Consider the following 18,951-nt stretch of genomic DNA (forward strand, 5'->3'; position numbering starts at 1 on the left):
ATCTGGAATTTCCCATGAGTGATTTCGAGAAGAAAATCTGCAGCCGCGCCGATCTGCAAGCGCGCGTCGCCGCCTTGCCGCAGCCGGTGGTGCTGACCAATGGCGTGTTCGACATCCTGCATCGCGGCCACGTGACCTACCTTGCGCAGGCGCGCGCCGAAGGCGCCTCGCTGGTGGTGGCGGCCAACACCGATGCCTCGGTCAAACGTCTCGGCAAGGGCGATGATCGTCCGATCAATACCTGCGAAGACCGCATGGCCGTGCTGGCCGCGCTGGAGTCGGTGTCGCTGGTGGTGCCCTTCGATGAAGACACGGCGTTGGAAGTGGTTCAGGAGGCGCGCCCACAGATTTACGTCAAGGGCGGCGATTACGACATGTCGGCGATTCCGGAAGGGCAGGCCGTGGCGGCCTACGGCGGAAAATCCGTGGCGATCGCGTTCGAACACGATCGCTCGACCACCAAGCTGCTGGCCAAGGTACGCAAGTAAAAGTCAGCCCGGCGCTGCGGCGCTCAGGGCGCGGATGAAAAAAGCGGCCCGTGGGCCGCTTTTTTTCTGGTCGCGGTCAGCGCACGCGGCACATCAGTGATGCATGTGCTCCATCCCGTCTTTGGCGTCCTTCGCGTCCTTGCCGGCGGTCTTGTCTTCGACGTAGATCGACACCTCCAGCTTGCCGGCTTTTTCAAACGTCAGCGTCAGCGGAATCTTGTCGCCCAGCTTGAGCGGCTGGCTCAGGCCGATCAGCATGATGTGATAACCGTTGCCGGGCTGCATGGCGATTTTCTCGGATGGCTTGATGTCGATGCTGCCGACTTCGCGCATCTTCATGACGTTGCCGTCCATGGACATGGTGTGGATTTCAGAGGATTTTGCAACAGGCGAGCTGACCGACAGCAGCTTGTCGCCGGCCTTGCCCTTGTTTTCGATGCTCAAATAAGCGCCGCCGGACGGCTGGCCGGGCACGGTCGGACGTGCCCACGGGTGGCCGACCTGAAGGTCGCCGGCTTTGTAATCATGAGCGGAAGCGGCGCCGCTCAGCGCGATGCCGGCGATCAGGGCCAGGCGGGAAAATAAATGACGATGGGACATGGATATCCTTGGAAAGTGAAAGAGGGAGGTCGGTCTTGCGGTGCGTCCCTCAGGCTGGCGGCGCGCGCGCCCAGCTGTCTTCGCGCAATCGCTGCAGTTGCGACACGCGTTGGCGCACCGGCGCCGTGGTGTAGACCAAAGCAGCGCGGAAGGCATCCACATTGCTGTCCGGAAAATCCAGGTGATATGGCTGGCCGCCGCTGCAGTACAGGCAATGCGCATGCGTCATCTGCCCGGGCGTCCCGGACTGGCTTTGCCATGAAGCAGAAGTCGAGCAGATCGCCATGGCCATGTCGGGCGAGGACTTGACCGCAGCGACCGACGCCAGCGGCAGCAGGCTGCCAATCGCCAGGCAGGCGATGGCGATCCAGGCAGCGACGGGGCGGAGGAAGCTCGGCATAGGGCGCAGATTATAGCAAGCGGGTTTTTCTTGCACGGCGGCAGCACCCTGGCGGTAAGGCGTTTCGCCGTAGACAACGCGCCGCCGGGATGGATTTCGGGGAAATACGAACGGATGTGCGAAAGATCGCATCGGATGAAGTCTTTTGATCGAATCGGCCCGCTTTTATGTGATTTCATGCGATTTTGCCGCAGCGCCGAAATCGCCGACGCAAATTGATTGTTGGCAGGCGCTAGGCTAGACTTACCGTCTTTTGCCGGTTTCATCTAATAATTTTGAGGAGACATTCATGTCCAGCATGAAAAAACTGTCGTTGAGCACCCTGGTTGGCACCCTTGTATTGGCTGCGGTTTGCTCCGCGCCGGCGCTGGCTGCGGACAAGGCAGTTCTGGTTACCGCGATCGTCGAGCATCCTGCTCTGGATGCCGTCCGCGACGGCGTCAAGGACGAGCTGAAGGATGAAGGCTTCGAAGCCGGCAAGAACCTCAAGTGGGAATACCAAAGCGCCCAGGGCAACACCGGCACTGCGGCACAGATCGCCCGCAAATTCGTCGGCGACAAGCCTGACGCCATCGTCGCCATCGCCACGCCTTCGGCCCAGGCCCTGGTCAGCGCCACCAAGACCATCCCGGTCGTCTATTCCGGCGTGACCGATCCGGTCGCTGCACAACTGGTCAAGGACTGGAAGCCGTCCGGCACCAATGTCACCGGCGTGTCCGACCTGCTGGAACTGGAAAAGCAAGTCGACCTGATCAAGCGCGTCGTGCCCAGCGTCAAGCGCGTCGGCATGGTCTACAACCCGGGCGAAGCCAATTCCGCCGTGGTCGTGAAGGCCATGAAGGAATTGCTCGGCAAGTCCGGCATCACGCTGGTCGAAGCCGCTGCGCCGCGCACGGTCGATGTCGGCTCCGCCGCCAAGAGCCTGATCGGCAAGGTCGACGTGATCTATACCAACACCGACAACAACGTCGTGTCCGCTTATGAAGCGCTGGTCAAGGTCGGCAACGACGCCAAGATCCCGCTGGTCGCCTCCGACACCGACAGCGTCAAGCGCGGCGCGATTGCTGCGCTGGGCGTGAACTACTATGACCTGGGCCGCCAGACCGGCAAGGTCGTCGCACGCATCCTGAAGGGCGAAAAACCGGGCGACATCGCTTCGGCCACCAGCAGCAAGCTGGAACTGTTCGTCAATACGACCGCTGCGCAAAAACAAGGCGTGACCTTGTCGGCTGACCTGATCAAGTCGGCCAAGACAGTCATCAAATAAATCGGTCATCAGCGAAAAAGCAAGCGCCCGCCTAGAGGCGCTTTTTCATACACAGCATCACAGAGGAGAGGATATGTTCACATTGAGTAAAACTTTGCGCGCCATTACCGGCGCACTTGCACTGGCGGCTGTCTGCGCTGCGCCGGCATTGGCCGCGGACAAGAGCGTCATGGTCACATCGATCGTCGAGCATCCGGCGCTGGACGCCGTACGCGACGGCACCCGCGACGAGCTCAAGGCCGAAGGCTACGAGGGCGGCAAGGGTTTCAAATTCGAGTTCCAGAGCGCCCAGGGCAATGCCGGCACCGCCGGCCAGATCGCCAAGAAATTCGTCGGCGACAACCCTGACGTGATCGTCGCCATCGGCACCCCGTCGGCGCAGCCGCTGGTGGCGTCGACCAAGACCATCCCTATCGTCTACTCCGGCATCGCCGATCCGATCGCGGCGCAACTGGTCAAGGACTGGGGCCCGTCCGGCACCAACGTGACCGGCCTGTCGCACATGCTGGATCCGGTCAAGCAGGTCGAGATCATCAAGAAGGTCCTGCCAAGCGCCAAGCGCATCGGGATCGTCTACAATCCGGGCGAATCGAATTCCGTCTCGGCGCTCAACGCCATCAAGGCCGTGCTGGAAAAGCAGGGCATGACGCTGGTGGAGGCCGCTGCGCCGCGCTCGGTTGACGTCGCGCCGGCCGCCAAGAGCCTGATCGGCAAGATCGACCTGATGTACACCACCACCGACAACGTGGTCGTCTCGACCTTCGAGTCGCTGGCCAAGGTCTGCAACGACGCCAGGATTCCGCTGCTGGCTTCCGACACGGGCAGCGTCAAGCGCGGCGCCGTGGCTGCACTGGGCGTGAATTTCTACGACCTGGGCCGCCAGACCGGTAAAATCGTGGCGCGCATCCTCAAGGGTGAAAAGCCGGGCGACATCCCATCGTCGACCAGCAAGAACCTGGAGTTGTACATCAACACTTCCGCCGCACAGAAACAAGGCGTGACACTGTCGCCTGAGTTCCTCAAGTCGGCAACCAAGGTCATCAACTGATCGGAGCAATCCGTTCGGCGCAGTAATCTTGAAGCACGGCATGCGGCGTTACCGACGGCGCATGCCGTGATTTTCAGAGGACATTCGGCATTGGCGTGTATTTACCCATACGTGCCCATGCCGAATGTGTTTTTTTAGAAAGACCTTTTTATGTCGCTGTATACGCTGTTGGGCGCACTGGAAATCGGCCTGATTTTCAGCCTGGTCGCCCTCGGGGTGCTGATTTCCTTCCGCATCCTCACCTTTCCCGACCTGACCGTCGACGGCAGTTTTCCGCTCGGCGGCGCTGTTGCAGCCACCATGATCGCCGCCGGCTACAACCCGTTCCTGGCCACCGGCGTGGCCATCCTGGCCGGCGCGCTGGCCGGTTTCACCACCGCGTGGCTGAACGTGCGCCTGAAGATCATGGATCTGCTGGCCAGTATTCTCATGATGATTGCGCTGTATTCCATCAACCTGCGCGTGATGGGCAAGCCTAACGTGCCGCTGATCAACGAACCGACCATTTTCAGCATTCTGTTGCCGGACTGGATGCCCGACTATGTCGAGCGTCCGCTGGTGTTGCTGGTCGTGGTGATTGTCGCCAAGCTGCTGCTGGACTGGTTCTTCTCTTCCGAAATCGGCCTGGCCATGCGCGCCACCGGCGCCAACGCCCGCATGGCGCGCGCCCAGGGTATCGCCACCGGCCGCGCCACGCTGGCCGGCATGGCGCTGGCCAACGCATTGGTCGCATTGGGCGGCGCGCTGTTTGCGCAGACCCAGGGCGGCGCCGACATTTCCATGGGCATCGGCACCATCGTGATCGGCCTGGCGGCCGTCATCATCGGCGAGAACATCCTGCCGGCGCGACGTCTGGTGCTGACCACGCTGGCCGTGATCCTCGGCGCGATCCTGTATCGTTTCTTCATCGCGCTGGCGTTGAACAGCGATTTCATCGGCCTGCAAGCGCAAGACCTGAACCTGGTCACCGCCGTGCTGGTCATGCTGGCGCTGGTGCTGCCGATGGGCAAGCGCAAGCTGAAACTGCTGCGCAAGGGAGCCTGACATGTTGAAGGCCAAAGAACTCAAGATCACCTTCAATCCGGGCACTCCGATTGAAAACCCCGCCCTGCGCGGCCTCAACCTGGAAATCCCGACCGGCCAGTTCGTCGCCGTGATCGGTTCCAACGGCGCCGGCAAGTCGACTTTCCTCAATGCGATTTCGGGCGACTTGCTGGTGGATACCGGCAGCGTTGAAATCGACGGCGTCGACGTCACCAGAAAGCAAGCCTGGGATCGCGCCGGCATGGTGGCGCGCGTGTTCCAGGATCCGATGGCCGGCACCTGCGAGGCGCTGACCATCGAAGAAAACATGGCGCTGGCGATGGCGCGCGGCAAGCGCCGCGGCTTCGGTTTCGCCATCAAGCGCAACATGCGCGAGCTGTTCCGCGAAAAACTGTCGATCCTGAACCTCGGTCTGGAAAAACGCCTGACCGACCGCATCGGCCTCTTGTCCGGCGGCCAGCGCCAGGCCGTCAGCCTGCTGATGGCGTCGTTGCAGCCGTCGCGCATCCTGCTGCTGGATGAGCACACCGCCGCGCTCGATCCGAAGACCGCCGCGTTTGTGCTGGAGCTGACCGCCAAGATCGTCGCCGAAAGCAAGCTGACCACCATGATGGTGACCCACAGCATGCGCCAGGCACTCGACTACGGCGACCGCACCGTGATGCTGCACCAGGGGCAGGTGGTGCTGGATGTGTCGGGTGAAGAACGCGCCGGCCTGGACGTGCCGGACTTGCTGAAGATGTTCGAGCGTACGCGCGGCGAAGTCTTGTCCGACGACGCATTGCTGCTCGGCTGAGCTTAGTCTCTGCACAATGAAAAAGGCCGCGATTGCGGCCTTTTTCATTGGGCGCTCACATTCTATGCGCCGCCGGCAAAGCCGTTCTGCCGCCATGCCTCATAGACCACCACGGCTACCGTGTTGGACAGGTTGAGGCTGCGGTTGTCGGGCCGCATCGGCAAGCGGATGCGCTGGGTGGCCGGGAAGGATTCGCGCAGTTCCGGCGCCAGGCCGCGCGTTTCGGCGCCGAACACGAACACGTCGCCGGGACGGAACGCCACGCTCGCAAACGGCGTCGACCCATGCGTGGTGAGCGCAAACATGCGCGCAGAGTCGAAGTCCGGATCGGATTTGCGTTTCTCGATGAAGGCATCCCAGTCCGGATGCACCTGCATGCTGGCGTAGTCGTGGTAATCCAGTCCGGCGCGTCGCATCTTGGCGTCGTCGAGCGGGAAGCCGAGTGGTTCGATCAGATGCAATTGCGCGCCGGTATTGGCGCACAGGCGGATGATGTTGCCGGTGTTGGGCGGGATTTCCGGTTCTACCAGGACGACGTGGAACAAATAACTCTCCTTGATGAGGTGACTACTTCGCCGCGGTGCGGGCGAACACGATATTGGTCACGCGCCGCGCACCGAAGCGCTTGAGGGTTTCGGCAATTTCATTGAGCGTCTCGCCGGTGGTGATGACGTCGTCGACCACGCCGATGTGCGCGCCGCGCACGTGATTCATGGCGGTGGTAGGCACCACGAAGGCGCGCCGCATGTTGCGTTTGCGCTCGTCGTTGGGCAGCGTCGCCTGCGCCTGGGTGTCGCGCAGGCGCACCAGCAATTGCGGCTCCAGGCGGACATCCAGTGCGTGCGCCAGCGGCCGCGCGATTTCCAGCGACTGGTTGAAGCCGCGCTCCTGCAGGCGTCCCGGGCCTAGCGGCACGGCCGTCATCAAGGTCGGCAGCGGCAGGCCGCGTTCAGTGTAATGACCCAGCGCCTCGCGCAGCATGTCGGCCAGCAGCGGCGCCAGCGGCAGCGTGGCGCCGAATTTCAGCGCCAGCACCAGCTGGTCGGCCGGTGCGGCATAGTCGCCGGCGACCACGGTGGCGTCGAAGGCGGGCTTGTGCCTGAGGCAGTCGCCGCAGCGGATTTCCCTGGCGGTGGTCGGGATCGGCGTCGCGCACTGCACGCAGCGCCGCGGCCGGATCGAAAAATAGCGCGTCCGGCACGACTGGCACAGCGCTTCACGGTCGGTCTGCCCGCACAGCACGCAAGACGACGGCAGCAGGCGTCCGAAGGGAAGCAGGCGGCGGGAAATCGTCAGCAGGCGCGAGAGCATGGGTTGTGGATTGCGTGAGTGTGCGTATGTGCGTACGTGCGAGGAACCGGTCCGGATTTGGGGCCGCGTCGCGGCGGCGGCGCACCCGAAAAGAGGAATTGGACTAAACTAGCGCCGATTATCTCATCTTGTCCGTCCGAATTTTTCATGTCTTTGCCACCGCCCAATGCCAGCGCCAAATTGAGCGCGCCCATCGATTTGCCCCTGGTGCGCCGCCTGTTCTCGACACCGGCGCGCGTGGCGGAATCCGATTTCCTGCGCCGCGAGGTATCGGCGCGCATGCTCGAGCGCCTGCTGCTGATCAAGATCGAGCCGCAGCGCGTGCTGGATGCAGGCTGCGGCGAGGGCGCCGACATCGCCGCGCTGCAAAAGCGCTTTTCGGACGCCCAGGTCGTCGGTCTCGACGGCGCCTTCAACATGGTGGCCCTGGCGCGCGAGCACCAGCTTGCCGCGCAGTCCGCCGTCAATCGCCTGCTCAACAAATGGCTGCCCGCGGCCAATCCGGGCGGCGGCGCCAGCCTCGCCTGTGCCGATTTCGCGCAGCTGCCGTTTGCGCCCAACGCGCTCGACATGGTCTGGTCCAACCTGGCGTTGCACTGGCATCCGCAGCCGGACCGGGTCTTCGCCGAATGGCGCCGGGTCTTGCGGGTCGAGGGTTTGCTGATGTTTTCCTGCTTCGGGCCGGATACCTTCAAGGAACTGCGCACGGCCTTCGAGGCCGTCGATGCCGATCCGCACAGCCTGCCCTTCGTGGACATGCACGATTTCGGCGACATGCTGGTCAATGCCGGCTTTTCGACGCCGGTCATGGATATGGAGGCCATTACGGTCACGTATGACTCTCCGCAACGCCTGCTGGCCGATTTGCGCGCCTGGGGCGGCAATCCGCTGGAAAGCCGGCGGCGCGGCCTGCTCGGCCGCGCCGGCCACGCCCGCCTGCTGCAGGCGCTTGACCGGCAGCGCGGCGCCGACGGCAAGATACCGCTGAGCTTCGAGGTGATTTACGGCCATGCCTTCCGGCCCGTGCCCAAGACCACGGCCGGCGGCGAAGCCATCATCCGCTTCGATTTGCCCAGAAAGTAGCCGGGCCGCCGCCGAAGGAGCCGCCGATGAATGCCGTGAAGTCGAACTGCCGAGTCATTGCAGGGCGCGCCGAAGGTGGATTTCGGGACGCGGAATTGATTGTTTCAGGGCCTGAAAAGGCATTGTGTCAAGAGCGAAAAAGCGACTTTATTCCGCTTGATAACATTTACTGTTACCCCTTATACTCCGAGGGTTTTAGCTTGTGCGGACGTGCTCGGCCCAACGGCCTGGAGAATGTCCGATGGTAAAGCGGGAGTGGCTGTTGAAGCGCAACTGTTCGATTGCGCCGCGCCAATTGGGGCAGGTTTTCGCGATCCTCTGCGCGGTTTCACTGACAGCAGCGTTGGTTTTCACTTTGCGTGGAGCCTGGTACATATTGGTTTTTTCCGTACTTGAGTTGTCCGCAGTCGGTTTTGCTTTTCTGATTTATGCACGTCATGCGACTGATCGCGAATATATCGCGCTGGTCGAAGATTGTTTGCTGGTCGAATGCGTACAGGCAGGAAAAACGAGTCGTTACAGGCTCGATCTGCAGCATGTGCATATTGGGCCGGCAGGGTCTCACTCAGCTGGGAAACTGGTGAGGCTGGAGTCCTCTGGAATACGAGTCGATGTAGGTCGGCACCTGACGGAATGGAAGAGACGCGAATTCGCACTGGAGCTGGAACGCGAGTTATCAGCAAGCAGTAACGTCAGGTAGTCGGCACAATTCTTATAATTATTTTGGGCTTTTGAGGAAATCATGATAATTGCGAAGCGCCTTCACTCTTTGCTACTTGGTGCATCGCTCCTGGCGGCTTCCGTGCCGTCATGGGCGTGGGGTGATAAAGTCGTCGACAGCCAGGGTGGTCCGGCCGTGTTGCAGACCAATTTCCAACCGCCGGTCACGCAGATCGCGGAACAGATCTACGATTTGCATCATCTGATGCTGATTATCTGTCTGGTCATTTTCGTCGCCGTGTTCGGCGTCATGTTTTACTCCATCCTCAAGCACCGCAAGTCCCTTGGCCACAAGTCGGCCAGTTTCCACGAAAGCACCACCGTTGAAATCGCCTGGACCGTGGTTCCGTTCCTGATCGTGATCGGCATGGCGCTGCCGGCGACCAAGACCGTGGTCGCGATGAAAGACACCTCCAACGCCGACCTGACCATCAAGGCCACCGGCATGCAATGGAAGTGGGGCTACGACTACCTCAAGGGCGAAGGCGAAGGCATTTCCTTCCTGTCCAACCTGGCCACGCCGCGTGAACAGATCACCGATGCTTCGCTGAAGAAAAACGACAATTACCTGCTCGAAGTCGACAACCCCGTCGTCGTGCCGGTCAACAAGAAAGTCCGCATCATCACCACCGCCAACGACGTGATCCACTCGTGGACCATTCCGGCGTTCGGCGTGAAGCAGGATGCGATCCCCGGTTTCGTGCGCGACACCTGGTTCAAGGCTGAAAAGATCGGCACCTACCGCGGTCAATGCGTTGAACTGTGCGGCAAGGATCACGCCTTCATGCCTATCGTGGTCAATGTCGTCAGCGACGCCGACTACAAGACCTGGGTCGACGGCAAGAAGAAGGAAATGGCTGCCAAGGCTGACGATCCGACCAAGGTCTGGACCATCGACGAACTCAAGCAGCGCGGCGAAAAAGTTTACACCTCCAATTGCGTAGTCTGCCACCAGGCCAACGGCAAGGGCGTGCCGGGCGCGTTCCCTGCACTGGACGGCGATCCGGTCGTGAACGGACCGAAGGCTGCGCAGATCGCGGTCGTGCTGAACGGCAAGAACGCCATGCCGGCATGGAAATCGGTCTTGAACGACACCGAAATCGCTGCCGTGATCACCTACACACGCAACAGCTGGTCCAACAAAGCACAAGAAAACATCGTCCAACCGGCCGAGGTCCTGGCTGCGCGCAAGTAACTGAACTAAGTGAGAACCTGCGCGCCGGGAAGGCGCACATGTATCGAATTGGGAGACTGAAATGAGCACAACAGTAGTCGATCACGGCCACGATCATTCGCATGCACATGATCACGGCGCACACAGCCATGATGATCACGGACATCACGATCATCCGCACGGCTGGCGCCGCTGGATCTTTGCAACCAACCACAAGGACATCGGTACGCTGTACCTGTGGTTCTCGTTCACCATGCTGCTGTCCGGCGGCGTGCTGGCACTGCTGATCCGCGCCGAACTGTTCCAGCCCGGCCTGCAATTCTTCCGTCCTGAATTCTTCAACCAGCTGACCACGATGCACGGCCTGGTGATGGTGTTCGGCGCGATCATGCCGGCCTTCGTCGGCTTCGCCAACTGGATGATTCCGCTGCAGATCGGCGCCTCCGACATGGCGTTCGCCCGCATGAACAACTTCTCGTTCTGGCTGCTGCCGCCTGCGGCGCTGCTGCTGGCCAGTTCCTTCCTGGTGCCGGGCGGCGCGACTGCCGCCGGCTGGACCCTGTATGCGCCGCTGTCGACGCAAATGGGCCCGGGCATGGACATGGGCATCTTCGCGATGCACATCATGGGCGCCTCGTCGATCATGGGTTCGATCAACATCATCGTCACCATCCTCAACATGCGCGCTCCCGGCATGACGCTGATGAAGATGCCGATGTTCTGCTGGACCTGGCTGATCACCGCCTACCTGCTGATCGCCGTGATGCCGGTGCTGGCAGGCGCGATCACCATGACGCTGACCGACCGCCACTTCGGCACTTCCTTCTTCAACGCAGCCGGCGGCGGCGATCCGGTGATGTATCAGCACATCTTCTGGTTCTTCGGCCATCCCGAGGTCTACATCATGATTCTGCCGGCCTTCGGCATCGTGTCGCAGATCATCCCGGCCTTCGCCCGCAAGCAATTGTTCGGTTATGCATCGATGGTCTACGCGACCGCATCGATCGCGATCCTGTCGTTCATCGTCTGGGCCCATCACATGTTCACCACCGGCATGCCGGTGACTGCGCAGCTGTTCTTCATGTACGCCACGATGCTGATCGCCGTGCCGACCGGCGTGAAGATCTTCAACTGGATCGCCACCATGTGGCGCGGTTCGATGACATTTGAAACACCGATGCTGTTCTCGGTCGGCTTCATCTTCGTGTTCACCATGGGCGGTTTCACCGGCCTGATCCTGGCCGTGACCCCGATCGACATCCAGATGCAGGATACCTACTACGTGGTGGCCCATTTCCATTACGTGCTGGTGGCCGGTTCGCTGTTCGCGCTGTTCGCCGGTTTCTACTACTGGGGTCCGAAGTGGACAGGCTTCATGTACAACGAATGGCGCGGCAAGTTCCACTTCTGGGCTTCGCTGATCACCTTCAACGTGACCTTCTTCCCGATGCACTTCCTGGGTCTTGCCGGCATGCCGCGTCGCTACGCCGACTATCCGGCACAGTTCACCGACTTCAACATGGTGGCCTCGATCGGCGCGCTCGGTTTCGGTTTGTCGCAAGTGTACTTCCTGTTCTTCGTGGTGATCCCGTCGATCAAGGGCGGCGTCAAAGCCGAAGCCAAGCCATGGGAAGGCGCCGAAGGGTTGGAGTGGACCGTGCCGAGCCCGGCGCCGTTCCATACATTCGAAACGCCACCGACAGTTAAGTAAAAAAGGAGCGGCGGGCTGGTCCCGCCCACTTTGTATGACAGATCGTAAAAAGCCGAATAATCTGCGCACGGGTTTGTTGCTGGCGCTGGTGGCGTTTGTATTCTTTGCCGGCATCTTCATCAACCGCATCTGGTTCCGCTGATGAGCGATTCCGACAAGAACGATGCCTCGCCGGAGCGCAGCCTGAACCGCCGGATGCTCGGCAAGCTGCTGGTGATTGCGGTGTTGATGTTCGGTTTCGGCTATGCGCTGATCCCGGTGTATAAAAAGATTTGCGAAGTGACCGGCGTCAATTTCCTGACGCCCAAGGATGTGACGGTCGAAGCGCCGAGCAACAGCCAGATCGACAAGAGCCGCACCGTGACGATCGAGTTCGACGGCAATTCGCAGGGACCGTGGCGTTTCCGCCCGACCGTGGCCAGCATGAAGGTCCATCCGGGCGAGATGACACAGGTGGTGTACGAGGTGGTCAATACCCAGGCGCGCAGCGTCGACGCCCAGGCCATCCCGAGTTACGCGCCGCAACAGTCGGCAGCCTTCTTCAAGAAGGTGGAATGTTTCTGTTTCACGCAGCAGACGCTGGGTCCGAACCAGGCCAAGCAAATGCCGGTGGTGTTCTACATCGATCCGGCGCTGCCCAAGGATGTAACGACGATCACGCTGTCTTATACGTTCTTCGAGATCGGTGGGCAGGCCAAAAAGGCCAGCTGAATCAAGGCCGAAAAGGTCGATAACGTAAGCTGAAGTCGTAGGCAACAGGAAGGAAACGGCACATGAGCGACTTGAAGGATGCATCACAGCGCAAGGCGTCATTTGCGGCAACGATGAAGGCGGTGTTCTGGTCGTTCTTCGGTGTGCGCAAGCGCAGCGATTACGAAAGTGACGCAGCCAAGCTGAATCCGCTGCACGTCATCATCGCCGGCGTCATCGGCGCGGCGATTTTTGTGACGGTATTGGTATTGATCGTGAAAATGGTAGTGGGCTCGGCGGTTTCTTCGTGAAGCAGCCGCAGTCGGGCAGCAAGTCATGGCAGGTCATAACGGATGTGGCAGTGCAGGTCAGAAGCAGTCATTTATAAAAGATCCGAATTTTGTATTGGGAGATGGAGATGAGTTCTCAACACGCTAAAGCGCCGTACTATTTTGTACCTGGTCCCTCGCAGTGGCCGGTGCTGGCGGGTATTGCAATGCTGGCCACCATGGCCGGCGCATCGGCATGGGTCAACAGCTATTCCTGGGGCATGCCGCTCAACCTGATCGGCATTGTCGCCGTGCTGGTGGTGCTGTACAAATGGTTCGGCCAGGCCATCGGCGAGTCCGAATCCGGTCAGTACAGCGCGCGCATCGATGCCTCGTTCCGCTGGAGCATGGGCTGGTTCATCTTCTCCGAAGTGATGTTCTTCGCGGCGTTCTTCGGTGCGTTGTTCTATGCCCGCAGCATCACCATGCCGTGGCTGGCCGATCTGGATCACAAGGTGATCTGGCCCGACTTCGCTGCGCACTGGGGCAACATCGGTCCGGCCCGCACGATCGAATCGTTCCAGACCATGGGCCCGTTCCCGATCCCGACCATCAACACCGCATTGTTGCTGACTTCCGGCGTGACGCTGACGATTTCGCACCATGCGCTGCGCGCCGGCCATCGTGCGCAAACCGCGATCTGGCTGTTCGCCACCGTGCTGCTGGGTGCGATTTTCATGGGCTTCCAGGCTTACGAATACATGCATGCCTACAGCGAGCTGAACCTCAAGCTCACCTCCGGCATCTACGGTTCGACCTTCTTCATGCTGACCGGCTTCCATGGCTTCCACGTGACCATGGGCGCGATCATGTTGTCGGTGGTGCTGTACCGCGTGCTGCGCGGCCACTTCACGCCGGAACACCACTTCGCCTTCGAAGGCGCCGCCTGGTACTGGCACTTTGTGGACGTGGTCTGGCTGGGTCTGTACGTCGTCGTCTACTGGCTGTAACGACTACCCGCTCGGCCAACAAAAAAGCCGCACTTCGGTGCGGCTTTTTTACGGGCCAAACATTCGTCGAAAAATCAGGAAAGCGCGCGCGGCATCGTGTAAGCTGTGGCGGCTCGGGCAGTAGTGGCAGTATTGGTGGCAGCGGCGACAGCAGTCAGCGAATGCCGGTCGGCTGTATCCAGCCCAGGCGATAAGCGATCAGCAGCAGGATGAACAGCAGCACCGAAAATCCCACGCGCATCGTCAGCGCGTACACCGTGCGATTGCTCTTGCCCTTGTCGCGCATCATGAACAGCAGGGCCGATGCAAGGCTGCCGATGATGAGCACGAAAGCGATGGCGACGATGATTTTCATGGCGGGTGCAGGTGAGTAAAGAGGAAGGCGCCGCAGCGTGCGGAGCGGGTTGAATAAAGTGACATTGTAATGCCAATCAGATTCCGTATTCGATGGATTCCGCTGTTGGCCACCCTGATCGTGGCGGCCATCGGCGTGTCGCTGGGCCAGTGGCAGACCAGGCGCGGCGACGAGAAGCAGGCGATCCAGGCGAAGATGGCGGCGCGCCAGTCGGCCCCGGCCATGACGCTGGAAAACGCCGCCGGGATCGCCGTCGCCGAGGCCGAATTCCGCCACGTCAAACTGCGCGGCCGCTTCGTGCCCGCGTGGGTAACTTACCTGGAAAATCGCCCCTACAATGGCGTGCCCGGATTCTATGTGCTGATGCCGTTTAAAATAGCCGGCTCCGCAGAGTCGGCAATCCTGATCGAACGCGGCTGGACGCCGCGCGATGCAAATGACCGCACGCGCGTGCCGACGGTGCCGACACCGGCGGATGAAGTTGAAATTGAAGGCGTGATCCGCAGCGACGCCGGCCACTTGCTGCAGCTCGGCACGGCCGAGGCGCCGCGTCCCGGTGCGATCATGCAGAACCTCGACATCGCCGCCTACGCGCGCGCCAGCCAATTGCCGCTGGCGCCGTTCGTGGTGGAACAGTCGGGCGAGATCAAGGATGGCTTGGTGCGCGATTGGCCGGCGCCGTCGCTGGGAATAGACCGTCATCGCGGCTACGCCGTGCAATGGTATGCACTGGCCTTGATGGCCGTGATTTTTTTCGTTGTCACAGGATTCCGAAGTGGAAAAAAACAAAGAGCAGAGTAAGGATCTATCGCGGGATCAACCGCAGGATCAACAACGCAAGAGCGGCCGCTGGAAGCTGCTGCTGGTGGTGGCGGTGTGCGCCGCGCCGATGATCGCATCGTATTTGACCTATTACGTAATCAAGCCGGAGAGCCGCACCAATTACGGCACGTTGCTCGACCCGCGCGAATATCCGATCCCGCCGCTGGGCAGTACCGCACTCGACGGCAAGCCGGCCAGGCTGGAAGACTACAAGGGCAAGTGGGTCCTGTTGCAGGTGTCAGGCGGCGAATGCGACAACGCCTGCAAGACCCGCTTGTTTGCCATGCGCCAGCTGCGCCTGATGCAGGGCAAGGAAATGGAGCGCATCGAGCGCGTCTGGCTGATCACCGACGCCCAGCCGCTCGACACCATGCTCATGCGCGAATACGACGGCACCGACATGCTGCGCGTGGATCCGAAACTGCTCAAGGCCTGGCTGCCGACCGACGCCGGCACCAGTGTGGAAGACCATCTCTACATGATCGACCCGCGCGGCAATCTGATGATGCGCTTCCCCAAGGACGCCGACCCCAACAAGGTCAAGAAGGACATCAGCAAACTGCTGCGCGCATCGAGCATAGGATAAGGTTGTCATGCTGATTCAACTTGCCGTCATGGGCCTGCTGGTCGCGCTGATTCCGCTGACGCTGACCTGGGTGTCCAACGATGCCGACAAATACCGCAAGCTGGTCTGGATCACGCTGTTCCTGACCTTCGACCTGATCATGTTCGGCGCCTTCACGCGGCTGACCGATTCCGGCCTGGGCTGTCCCGACTGGCCGGGTTGCTATGGCCATTCCAATCCGCTGCTGGCGCATGAACATATCAGCGCCGCACAGGAAGCCATGCCGACCGGGCCGGTGACGGTTGCCAAGGCCTGGATAGAAATGATCCATCGCTACCTGGCGATGGCGGTCGGCGTGCTGATCATCACGCTGATGGTGATTGCATGGCGGCGCTGGATCAAGTCGGGGCGGACCGAGCTCAAGTTCCGGCCTTGGTTTCCGACGCTGCTGTTCCTGTTCGTCTGCCTGCAGGGCGCGTTCGGCGCCTGGACCGTGACGATGAAGCTGCAGCCGGTGATCGTCACGATACATTTGCTGCTCGGCCTGACGCTGCTGGCCATGCTGACCTGGTTGGGCGCGCGCCAGAATGTGCATGCGCCGGTGTCGTCGCCCGGCCGTGCGCTGGCGTTGCCGGCGCTGCTCGGCCTGTTGCTGCTGACGGTGCAGGTTGCGCTGGGCGGCTGGGTCAGCACCAACTATGCGGCGCTGGCGTGCAACGATTTCCCGCTGTGCCACGGCGCGCTGATTCCGCAGATGGATTTCGACAACGGCTTCACGCTGTGGCGTCACCTGGGCAAGACTGCCGACGGCGAATACCTGCCGTTTCCGGCGCTGACCGCGATCCATTGGGTGCATCGCACGTTCGCCTTCGTGGTGGTCGCCTACATCGCCTGGCTGGCGCACAAGGCGCTCAGCGACGGCGGCTTGCGCAAGACCGGACGCGGGCTGCTGATCGTGATCGCGTTGCAGCTGGTCACCGGATTGGCGACAATTTACCTGAACTGGCCACTGGCCATTGCCGTCGTGCACAACGGCGGTGCGGCGCTGCTGCTGCTTTTGCTGGTCATGTTAAACTACAAGACCAGACATGCCCCCGCCGTCGAGGCCGTACGCGTCGTTCCCGCACCGTTTTGAAGACATGACCACATTGACCGCACAACCCAATCGCATCGCCCAGTACTGGGCCTTGACCAAGCCGCGCGTGACGCAGCTGGCGGTATTCTGCGCCGTCATCGGCATGTTCCTGGCGACGCCGGAATTGCCCGACTGGCGCAAGGTCGTGTTCGCCACCATCGGCATCTGGCTGTTGGCCGGCGCCGCTTTCGCCATCAATTGCCTGGTGGAACGCGAGATCGATTCGCGCATGGCGCGCACCGCACGCCGTCCGATGGCGCGCGGCGAAATCACCGTGGCGCAGACGCTGGTGTTTTCCGGCGTGATCGGCGGCATGGGCATGTGGGTCCTGTACAGCCTGGTCAATCCGCTCACCATGTGGCTGACGCTGGCGACCTTTGTCGGCTACGCCATCATCTACACCATCATCCTCAAGCCGTCGACGCCGCAGAACATCGTCATCGGCGGCCTGTCGGGCGCCATGCCGCCGGCGCTGGGCTGGGCCGCGATTGCCAACGACGTGCCGATGCAGGCATGGATCCTGGTGCTGATCATCTTCATCTGGACGCCGCCGCACTTCTGGGCGCTGGCGATGTACCGCCGCGACGACTACGCCAAATCCGGCCTGCCGATGCTGCCCATCACGCACGGCATGAAGCTGACGCAATTCCATATCCTGCTCTATACCATCGCGCTGATCGCCACCACCATGCTGCCGTTCGCGGTCGGCATGAGCGGCTTGATCTACCTGGGTACGGCGATTGTGCTGGGATTGATTTTCTTCCATTACGCCTGGCAGATCTACCGCCACTACACCGATCTGATCGCGCGCAAGGCTTTCACATTCTCGATCATCTACCTGTCGATCCTGTTCGCCGCGCTGCTGGTCGACCATTACCTGCTGTTCAGGACTTTCTGATGAAACGTTTGCTGTCTTTCCTGCCGGCCGCGCTGCTGGCCCTCGGCATGCTGTCGCTGGCTGGTTGCCAGCAAAGCGCTGCCGAAAAATTCGTCAACACCGACGTCACCGGCCTGGAATACGCCAAGGACTTCGCGCTCACCGACCACAACGGCAAGCCGCGTACGCTGGCCGATTTCAAGGGCAAGGCGGTGGTCATGTTCTTCGGCTATACGCAATGCCCGGACGTCTGCCCGACCACCATGGCCGAGATGGCGAACGTGATGAAGGAACTCGGCCCGCAAGCCGACAAGGTGCAGGTGCTGTTCGTGACTGTCGATCCGGCGCGCGATACGCCGCAGATCCTGTCGCAGTATGTACCGGCCTTCGACAAGCGCTTCCTCGGCCTGTACGGCGACGAGGCCGCTACCGCCAAGGTGGCCAAGGAATTCAAGGTGTTCTACCAGAAGGTGCCGGGCAAGACGGCGGGCAGCTACACGATGGACCACACCGCCGGCAGCTACGTGTTCGATCCGCAGGGACATATCCGCCTGTTCGTGCGGCACGGCCAGGGTGCCGAGCCCATCGTGCATGACCTGAAATTGCTGCTGTCCTGAACGGACTTTGCGGACAAAAGAAAAGGCGCTCAATCGAGCGCCTTTTTCATTGCTGCGGGTTTGCCTGCTGATCAGTATCAGGCAAAAGCCTGCAGCGAACCCTTCATCTTCTTCAACGCCACCGCTTCGATCTGACGGATACGCTCGGCGGACACGCCGAACTCGTCAGCCAGTTCGTGCAAGGTAGCACCGCTACCGTCGTCATTGGCCAGCCAGCGTGCTTCCACGATGCGGCGTGAGCGGTCGTCGAGCTTGCTCAGCGCGGCTTCCAGGCCTTCCGATTGCAGCCGGTCGTATTGCTTGGCTTCCATCACGCGGGTCGGTTCGTTGTTGTCCGAAGACAGGTAAGCGATCGGAGCGAACTTGTCGTCGTCATCGTCGGTCGGCGCTTCCAGCGCAACATCGCGACCGGACAAGCGGGTTTCCATTTCAATGACTTCTTCGCGCTTGACATCCAGCGTCTTGGCCAATGCGTCGACTTGCGCCGGCGTCATGGCGTCGAGGCCCGTCTTGTGGCTGCGCAGGTTGAAGAACAGCTTGCGTTGGGCCTTGGTCGTCGCGACCTTGACCAGACGCCAGTTCTTCAGGATGTACTCGTGCATTTCGGCCTTGATCCAGTGCATCGCGTAGGAAACGAGACGAACGTTTTGATCGGGGTCGAAGCGCTTGACCGCCTTCATCAGGCCGATATTGCCTTCCTGGATCAGGTCGGCGTGCGGCAGGCCGTAGCCGAGATAGCCACGGGCGATCGACACCACCAGGCGCAGATGGGAAAGCACCAGCTTTTGAGCGGCGCCAAGGTCATTCTTTTCGCGCAGGGCGCGGGCCAGCGACACTTCTTCAGCTTGCGTCAGCATCGGCAGGCGATTGACGGCCGAAATGTAGGCGTCAATGTTGCCCAGGCTGCCGGAGAAGCCGAGCGCAAGCGCATTGGTCTCGACGGGCATGAGTGCAGTAGCTGATTTCATT

General features: G+C 61.2%; 24 protein-coding genes. 18 read left to right on the forward strand and 6 right to left on the reverse strand.

The annotated features are described in order from the left end of the window. The first annotated feature begins 14 nt into the window (after window positions 1-14). On the forward strand, window positions 15-488 hold the full coding sequence (rfaE2, locus tag DXT88_RS04180; protein ID WP_265211748.1) for a D-glycero-beta-D-manno-heptose 1-phosphate adenylyltransferase: 474 nt from the start codon (window positions 15-17) through the stop codon (window positions 486-488). Between the two features lie 93 nt (window positions 489-581). On the opposite strand, the gene DXT88_RS04185 is transcribed toward rfaE2, so the two are convergent. Both DXT88_RS04185 and DXT88_RS04190 read right to left on the reverse strand, forming a co-directional pair. Next, a complete protein-coding gene (locus DXT88_RS04185; RefSeq protein ID WP_265211749.1) occupies window positions 582-1,088 on the reverse strand; it encodes a copper chaperone PCu(A)C in 507 nt (168 codons plus the stop codon). Window positions 1,089-1,137: 49 nt separating this feature from the next. Then, entirely contained in the window at window positions 1,138-1,488 is a 351-nt protein-coding gene (locus DXT88_RS04190) for a DUF2946 family protein (RefSeq protein WP_265211750.1), read from the reverse strand. Between the two features lie 289 nt (window positions 1,489-1,777). Here DXT88_RS04190 and DXT88_RS04195 point away from each other — a divergent pair, with 289 nt between their 5' ends. The 4 genes from DXT88_RS04195 (at window position 1,778) to DXT88_RS04210 (ending at window position 5,643) form a co-directional block, all read left to right on the forward strand. Next, on the forward strand, window positions 1,778-2,755 hold the full coding sequence (locus DXT88_RS04195; protein WP_265211751.1) for an ABC transporter substrate-binding protein: 978 nt from the start codon (window positions 1,778-1,780) through the stop codon (window positions 2,753-2,755). Window positions 2,756-2,828: 73 nt separating this feature from the next. Beyond that, a complete protein-coding gene (locus DXT88_RS04200) occupies window positions 2,829-3,803 on the forward strand; it encodes an ABC transporter substrate-binding protein (RefSeq protein ID WP_265211752.1) in 975 nt (324 codons plus the stop codon). A 150-nt stretch (window positions 3,804-3,953) separates the two neighbouring features. Further along, entirely contained in the window at window positions 3,954-4,847 is an 894-nt protein-coding gene (locus tag DXT88_RS04205; protein ID WP_265211753.1) for an ABC transporter permease, read from the forward strand. Between the two features lies 1 nt (window position 4,848). Then, on the forward strand, window positions 4,849-5,643 hold the full coding sequence (locus tag DXT88_RS04210; protein WP_265211754.1) for an ABC transporter ATP-binding protein: 795 nt from the start codon (window positions 4,849-4,851) through the stop codon (window positions 5,641-5,643). Window positions 5,644-5,705: 62 nt separating this feature from the next. Here DXT88_RS04210 and trmL read toward each other — a convergent pair whose 3' ends face one another. Both trmL and DXT88_RS04220 read right to left on the reverse strand, forming a co-directional pair. Further along, a complete protein-coding gene (trmL, locus tag DXT88_RS04215; protein WP_265211755.1) occupies window positions 5,706-6,188 on the reverse strand; it encodes a tRNA (uridine(34)/cytosine(34)/5-carboxymethylaminomethyluridine(34)-2'-O)-methyltransferase TrmL in 483 nt (160 codons plus the stop codon). A 22-nt stretch (window positions 6,189-6,210) separates the two neighbouring features. After that, the gene (locus DXT88_RS04220; RefSeq protein WP_265211756.1) at window positions 6,211-6,954 is read right to left on the reverse strand and encodes a double zinc ribbon domain-containing protein; all 744 of its coding nucleotides are present in this window, start codon (window positions 6,952-6,954) and stop codon (window positions 6,211-6,213) included. A 147-nt stretch (window positions 6,955-7,101) separates the two neighbouring features. Here DXT88_RS04220 and DXT88_RS04225 point away from each other — a divergent pair, with 147 nt between their 5' ends. The 8 genes from DXT88_RS04225 (at window position 7,102) to DXT88_RS04260 (ending at window position 13,611) form a co-directional block, all read left to right on the forward strand. After that, complete coding sequence (locus tag DXT88_RS04225) at window positions 7,102-8,037, forward strand: methyltransferase domain-containing protein (RefSeq protein ID WP_265211757.1); 936 nt, start codon at window positions 7,102-7,104, stop codon at window positions 8,035-8,037. Between the two features lie 262 nt (window positions 8,038-8,299). Further along, window positions 8,300-8,737 (forward strand): DUF2244 domain-containing protein, encoded by a 438-nt coding sequence (locus DXT88_RS04230; RefSeq protein ID WP_321161098.1) that lies wholly within the window; start codon window positions 8,300-8,302, stop codon window positions 8,735-8,737. A 42-nt stretch (window positions 8,738-8,779) separates the two neighbouring features. After that, window positions 8,780-9,952, forward strand: a complete 1,173-nt coding sequence (gene coxB / locus DXT88_RS04235) for a cytochrome c oxidase subunit II (RefSeq protein WP_265211758.1) — start codon at window positions 8,780-8,782, stop codon at window positions 9,950-9,952. Window positions 9,953-10,013: 61 nt separating this feature from the next. Next, window positions 10,014-11,642 (forward strand): cytochrome c oxidase subunit I, encoded by a 1,629-nt coding sequence (gene ctaD / locus DXT88_RS04240; protein ID WP_265211759.1) that lies wholly within the window; start codon window positions 10,014-10,016, stop codon window positions 11,640-11,642. A 34-nt stretch (window positions 11,643-11,676) separates the two neighbouring features. Continuing rightward, entirely contained in the window at window positions 11,677-11,784 is a 108-nt protein-coding gene (locus DXT88_RS04245; protein ID WP_016834733.1) for a cytochrome oxidase small assembly protein, read from the forward strand. Beyond that, window positions 11,784-12,353 carry a cytochrome c oxidase assembly protein gene (locus tag DXT88_RS04250; protein ID WP_016834732.1) on the forward strand — a complete coding sequence of 190 codons (570 nt, stop codon included), beginning with the start codon at window positions 11,784-11,786 and terminating at the stop codon, window positions 12,351-12,353. The genes DXT88_RS04245 and DXT88_RS04250 overlap by 1 nt, the downstream gene beginning before the upstream one ends. Window positions 12,354-12,415: 62 nt before the next feature. Then, the gene (locus DXT88_RS04255; RefSeq protein WP_016834731.1) at window positions 12,416-12,643 is read left to right on the forward strand and encodes a DUF2970 domain-containing protein; all 228 of its coding nucleotides are present in this window, start codon (window positions 12,416-12,418) and stop codon (window positions 12,641-12,643) included. A 107-nt stretch (window positions 12,644-12,750) separates the two neighbouring features. Next, a complete protein-coding gene (locus DXT88_RS04260) occupies window positions 12,751-13,611 on the forward strand; it encodes a cytochrome c oxidase subunit 3 (RefSeq protein ID WP_029363549.1) in 861 nt (286 codons plus the stop codon). Window positions 13,612-13,765: 154 nt separating this feature from the next. Here the strand turns inward: DXT88_RS04260 and DXT88_RS04265 are convergent, their stop codons facing one another. Beyond that, the gene (locus DXT88_RS04265; protein ID WP_016834729.1) at window positions 13,766-13,966 is read right to left on the reverse strand and encodes a twin transmembrane helix small protein; all 201 of its coding nucleotides are present in this window, start codon (window positions 13,964-13,966) and stop codon (window positions 13,766-13,768) included. 69 nt (window positions 13,967-14,035) lie between these two features. Here DXT88_RS04265 and DXT88_RS04270 point away from each other — a divergent pair, with 69 nt between their 5' ends. The 5 genes from DXT88_RS04270 to DXT88_RS04290 all read left to right on the forward strand — a co-directional run bounded on the left by DXT88_RS04270 (window position 14,036) and on the right by DXT88_RS04290 (window position 17,982). After that, on the forward strand, window positions 14,036-14,767 hold the full coding sequence (locus DXT88_RS04270) for an SURF1 family protein (protein WP_265211760.1): 732 nt from the start codon (window positions 14,036-14,038) through the stop codon (window positions 14,765-14,767). 88 nt (window positions 14,768-14,855) lie between these two features. Beyond that, a complete protein-coding gene (locus tag DXT88_RS04275) occupies window positions 14,856-15,374 on the forward strand; it encodes an SCO family protein (RefSeq protein WP_265212157.1) in 519 nt (172 codons plus the stop codon). 7 nt (window positions 15,375-15,381) lie between these two features. Then, the gene (locus tag DXT88_RS04280) at window positions 15,382-16,488 is read left to right on the forward strand and encodes a COX15/CtaA family protein (protein WP_265211761.1); all 1,107 of its coding nucleotides are present in this window, start codon (window positions 15,382-15,384) and stop codon (window positions 16,486-16,488) included. Window positions 16,489-16,492: 4 nt separating this feature from the next. Further along, on the forward strand, window positions 16,493-17,386 hold the full coding sequence (gene cyoE / locus DXT88_RS04285) for a heme o synthase (protein WP_016834724.1): 894 nt from the start codon (window positions 16,493-16,495) through the stop codon (window positions 17,384-17,386). Continuing rightward, window positions 17,386-17,982, forward strand: coding sequence for an SCO family protein (locus tag DXT88_RS04290; protein WP_016834723.1), 597 nt, complete (start codon window positions 17,386-17,388; stop codon window positions 17,980-17,982). The genes cyoE and DXT88_RS04290 overlap by 1 nt, the downstream gene beginning before the upstream one ends. A 77-nt stretch (window positions 17,983-18,059) precedes the next feature. Here the strand turns inward: DXT88_RS04290 and rpoH are convergent, their stop codons facing one another. Continuing rightward, window positions 18,060-18,950 (reverse strand): RNA polymerase sigma factor RpoH, encoded by an 891-nt coding sequence (rpoH, locus tag DXT88_RS04295; RefSeq protein ID WP_029363548.1) that lies wholly within the window; start codon window positions 18,948-18,950, stop codon window positions 18,060-18,062. Window position 18,951: the final 1 nt, after the last annotated feature.

Source organism: Herbaspirillum lusitanum (assembly GCF_026127345.1).
In the GTDB taxonomy this organism is placed as follows: Bacteria; Pseudomonadota; Gammaproteobacteria; order Burkholderiales; family Burkholderiaceae_D; genus Herbaspirillum; species Herbaspirillum lusitanum.

Coding starts and splice junctions, on each gene's coding strand:
- rfaE2 (WP_265211748.1), top strand. CDS start 15: ATGAGTGATTTCGAGAAGAAAATCTGCAGCCGCGCCGATCTGCAAGCG.
- DXT88_RS04185 (WP_265211749.1), bottom strand. CDS start 1,088: ATGTCCCATCGTCATTTATTTTCCCGCCTGGCCCTGATCGCCGGCATC.
- DXT88_RS04190 (WP_265211750.1), bottom strand. CDS start 1,488: ATGCCGAGCTTCCTCCGCCCCGTCGCTGCCTGGATCGCCATCGCCTGC.
- DXT88_RS04195 (WP_265211751.1), top strand. CDS start 1,778: ATGTCCAGCATGAAAAAACTGTCGTTGAGCACCCTGGTTGGCACCCTT.
- DXT88_RS04200 (WP_265211752.1), top strand. CDS start 2,829: ATGTTCACATTGAGTAAAACTTTGCGCGCCATTACCGGCGCACTTGCA.
- DXT88_RS04205 (WP_265211753.1), top strand. CDS start 3,954: ATGTCGCTGTATACGCTGTTGGGCGCACTGGAAATCGGCCTGATTTTC.
- DXT88_RS04210 (WP_265211754.1), top strand. CDS start 4,849: ATGTTGAAGGCCAAAGAACTCAAGATCACCTTCAATCCGGGCACTCCG.
- DXT88_RS04220 (WP_265211756.1), bottom strand. CDS start 6,954: ATGCTCTCGCGCCTGCTGACGATTTCCCGCCGCCTGCTTCCCTTCGGA.
- DXT88_RS04225 (WP_265211757.1), top strand. CDS start 7,102: ATGTCTTTGCCACCGCCCAATGCCAGCGCCAAATTGAGCGCGCCCATC.
- coxB (WP_265211758.1), top strand. CDS start 8,780: ATGATAATTGCGAAGCGCCTTCACTCTTTGCTACTTGGTGCATCGCTC.
- ctaD (WP_265211759.1), top strand. CDS start 10,014: ATGAGCACAACAGTAGTCGATCACGGCCACGATCATTCGCATGCACAT.
- DXT88_RS04245 (WP_016834733.1), top strand. CDS start 11,677: ATGACAGATCGTAAAAAGCCGAATAATCTGCGCACGGGTTTGTTGCTG.
- DXT88_RS04250 (WP_016834732.1), top strand. CDS start 11,784: ATGAGCGATTCCGACAAGAACGATGCCTCGCCGGAGCGCAGCCTGAAC.
- DXT88_RS04255 (WP_016834731.1), top strand. CDS start 12,416: ATGAGCGACTTGAAGGATGCATCACAGCGCAAGGCGTCATTTGCGGCA.
- DXT88_RS04260 (WP_029363549.1), top strand. CDS start 12,751: ATGAGTTCTCAACACGCTAAAGCGCCGTACTATTTTGTACCTGGTCCC.
- DXT88_RS04265 (WP_016834729.1), bottom strand. CDS start 13,966: ATGAAAATCATCGTCGCCATCGCTTTCGTGCTCATCATCGGCAGCCTT.
- DXT88_RS04270 (WP_265211760.1), top strand. CDS start 14,036: ATGCCAATCAGATTCCGTATTCGATGGATTCCGCTGTTGGCCACCCTG.
- DXT88_RS04275 (WP_265212157.1), top strand. CDS start 14,856: ATGATCGCATCGTATTTGACCTATTACGTAATCAAGCCGGAGAGCCGC.
- DXT88_RS04280 (WP_265211761.1), top strand. CDS start 15,382: ATGCTGATTCAACTTGCCGTCATGGGCCTGCTGGTCGCGCTGATTCCG.
- cyoE (WP_016834724.1), top strand. CDS start 16,493: ATGACCACATTGACCGCACAACCCAATCGCATCGCCCAGTACTGGGCC.
- DXT88_RS04290 (WP_016834723.1), top strand. CDS start 17,386: ATGAAACGTTTGCTGTCTTTCCTGCCGGCCGCGCTGCTGGCCCTCGGC.
- rpoH (WP_029363548.1), bottom strand. CDS start 18,950: ATGAAATCAGCTACTGCACTCATGCCCGTCGAGACCAATGCGCTTGCG.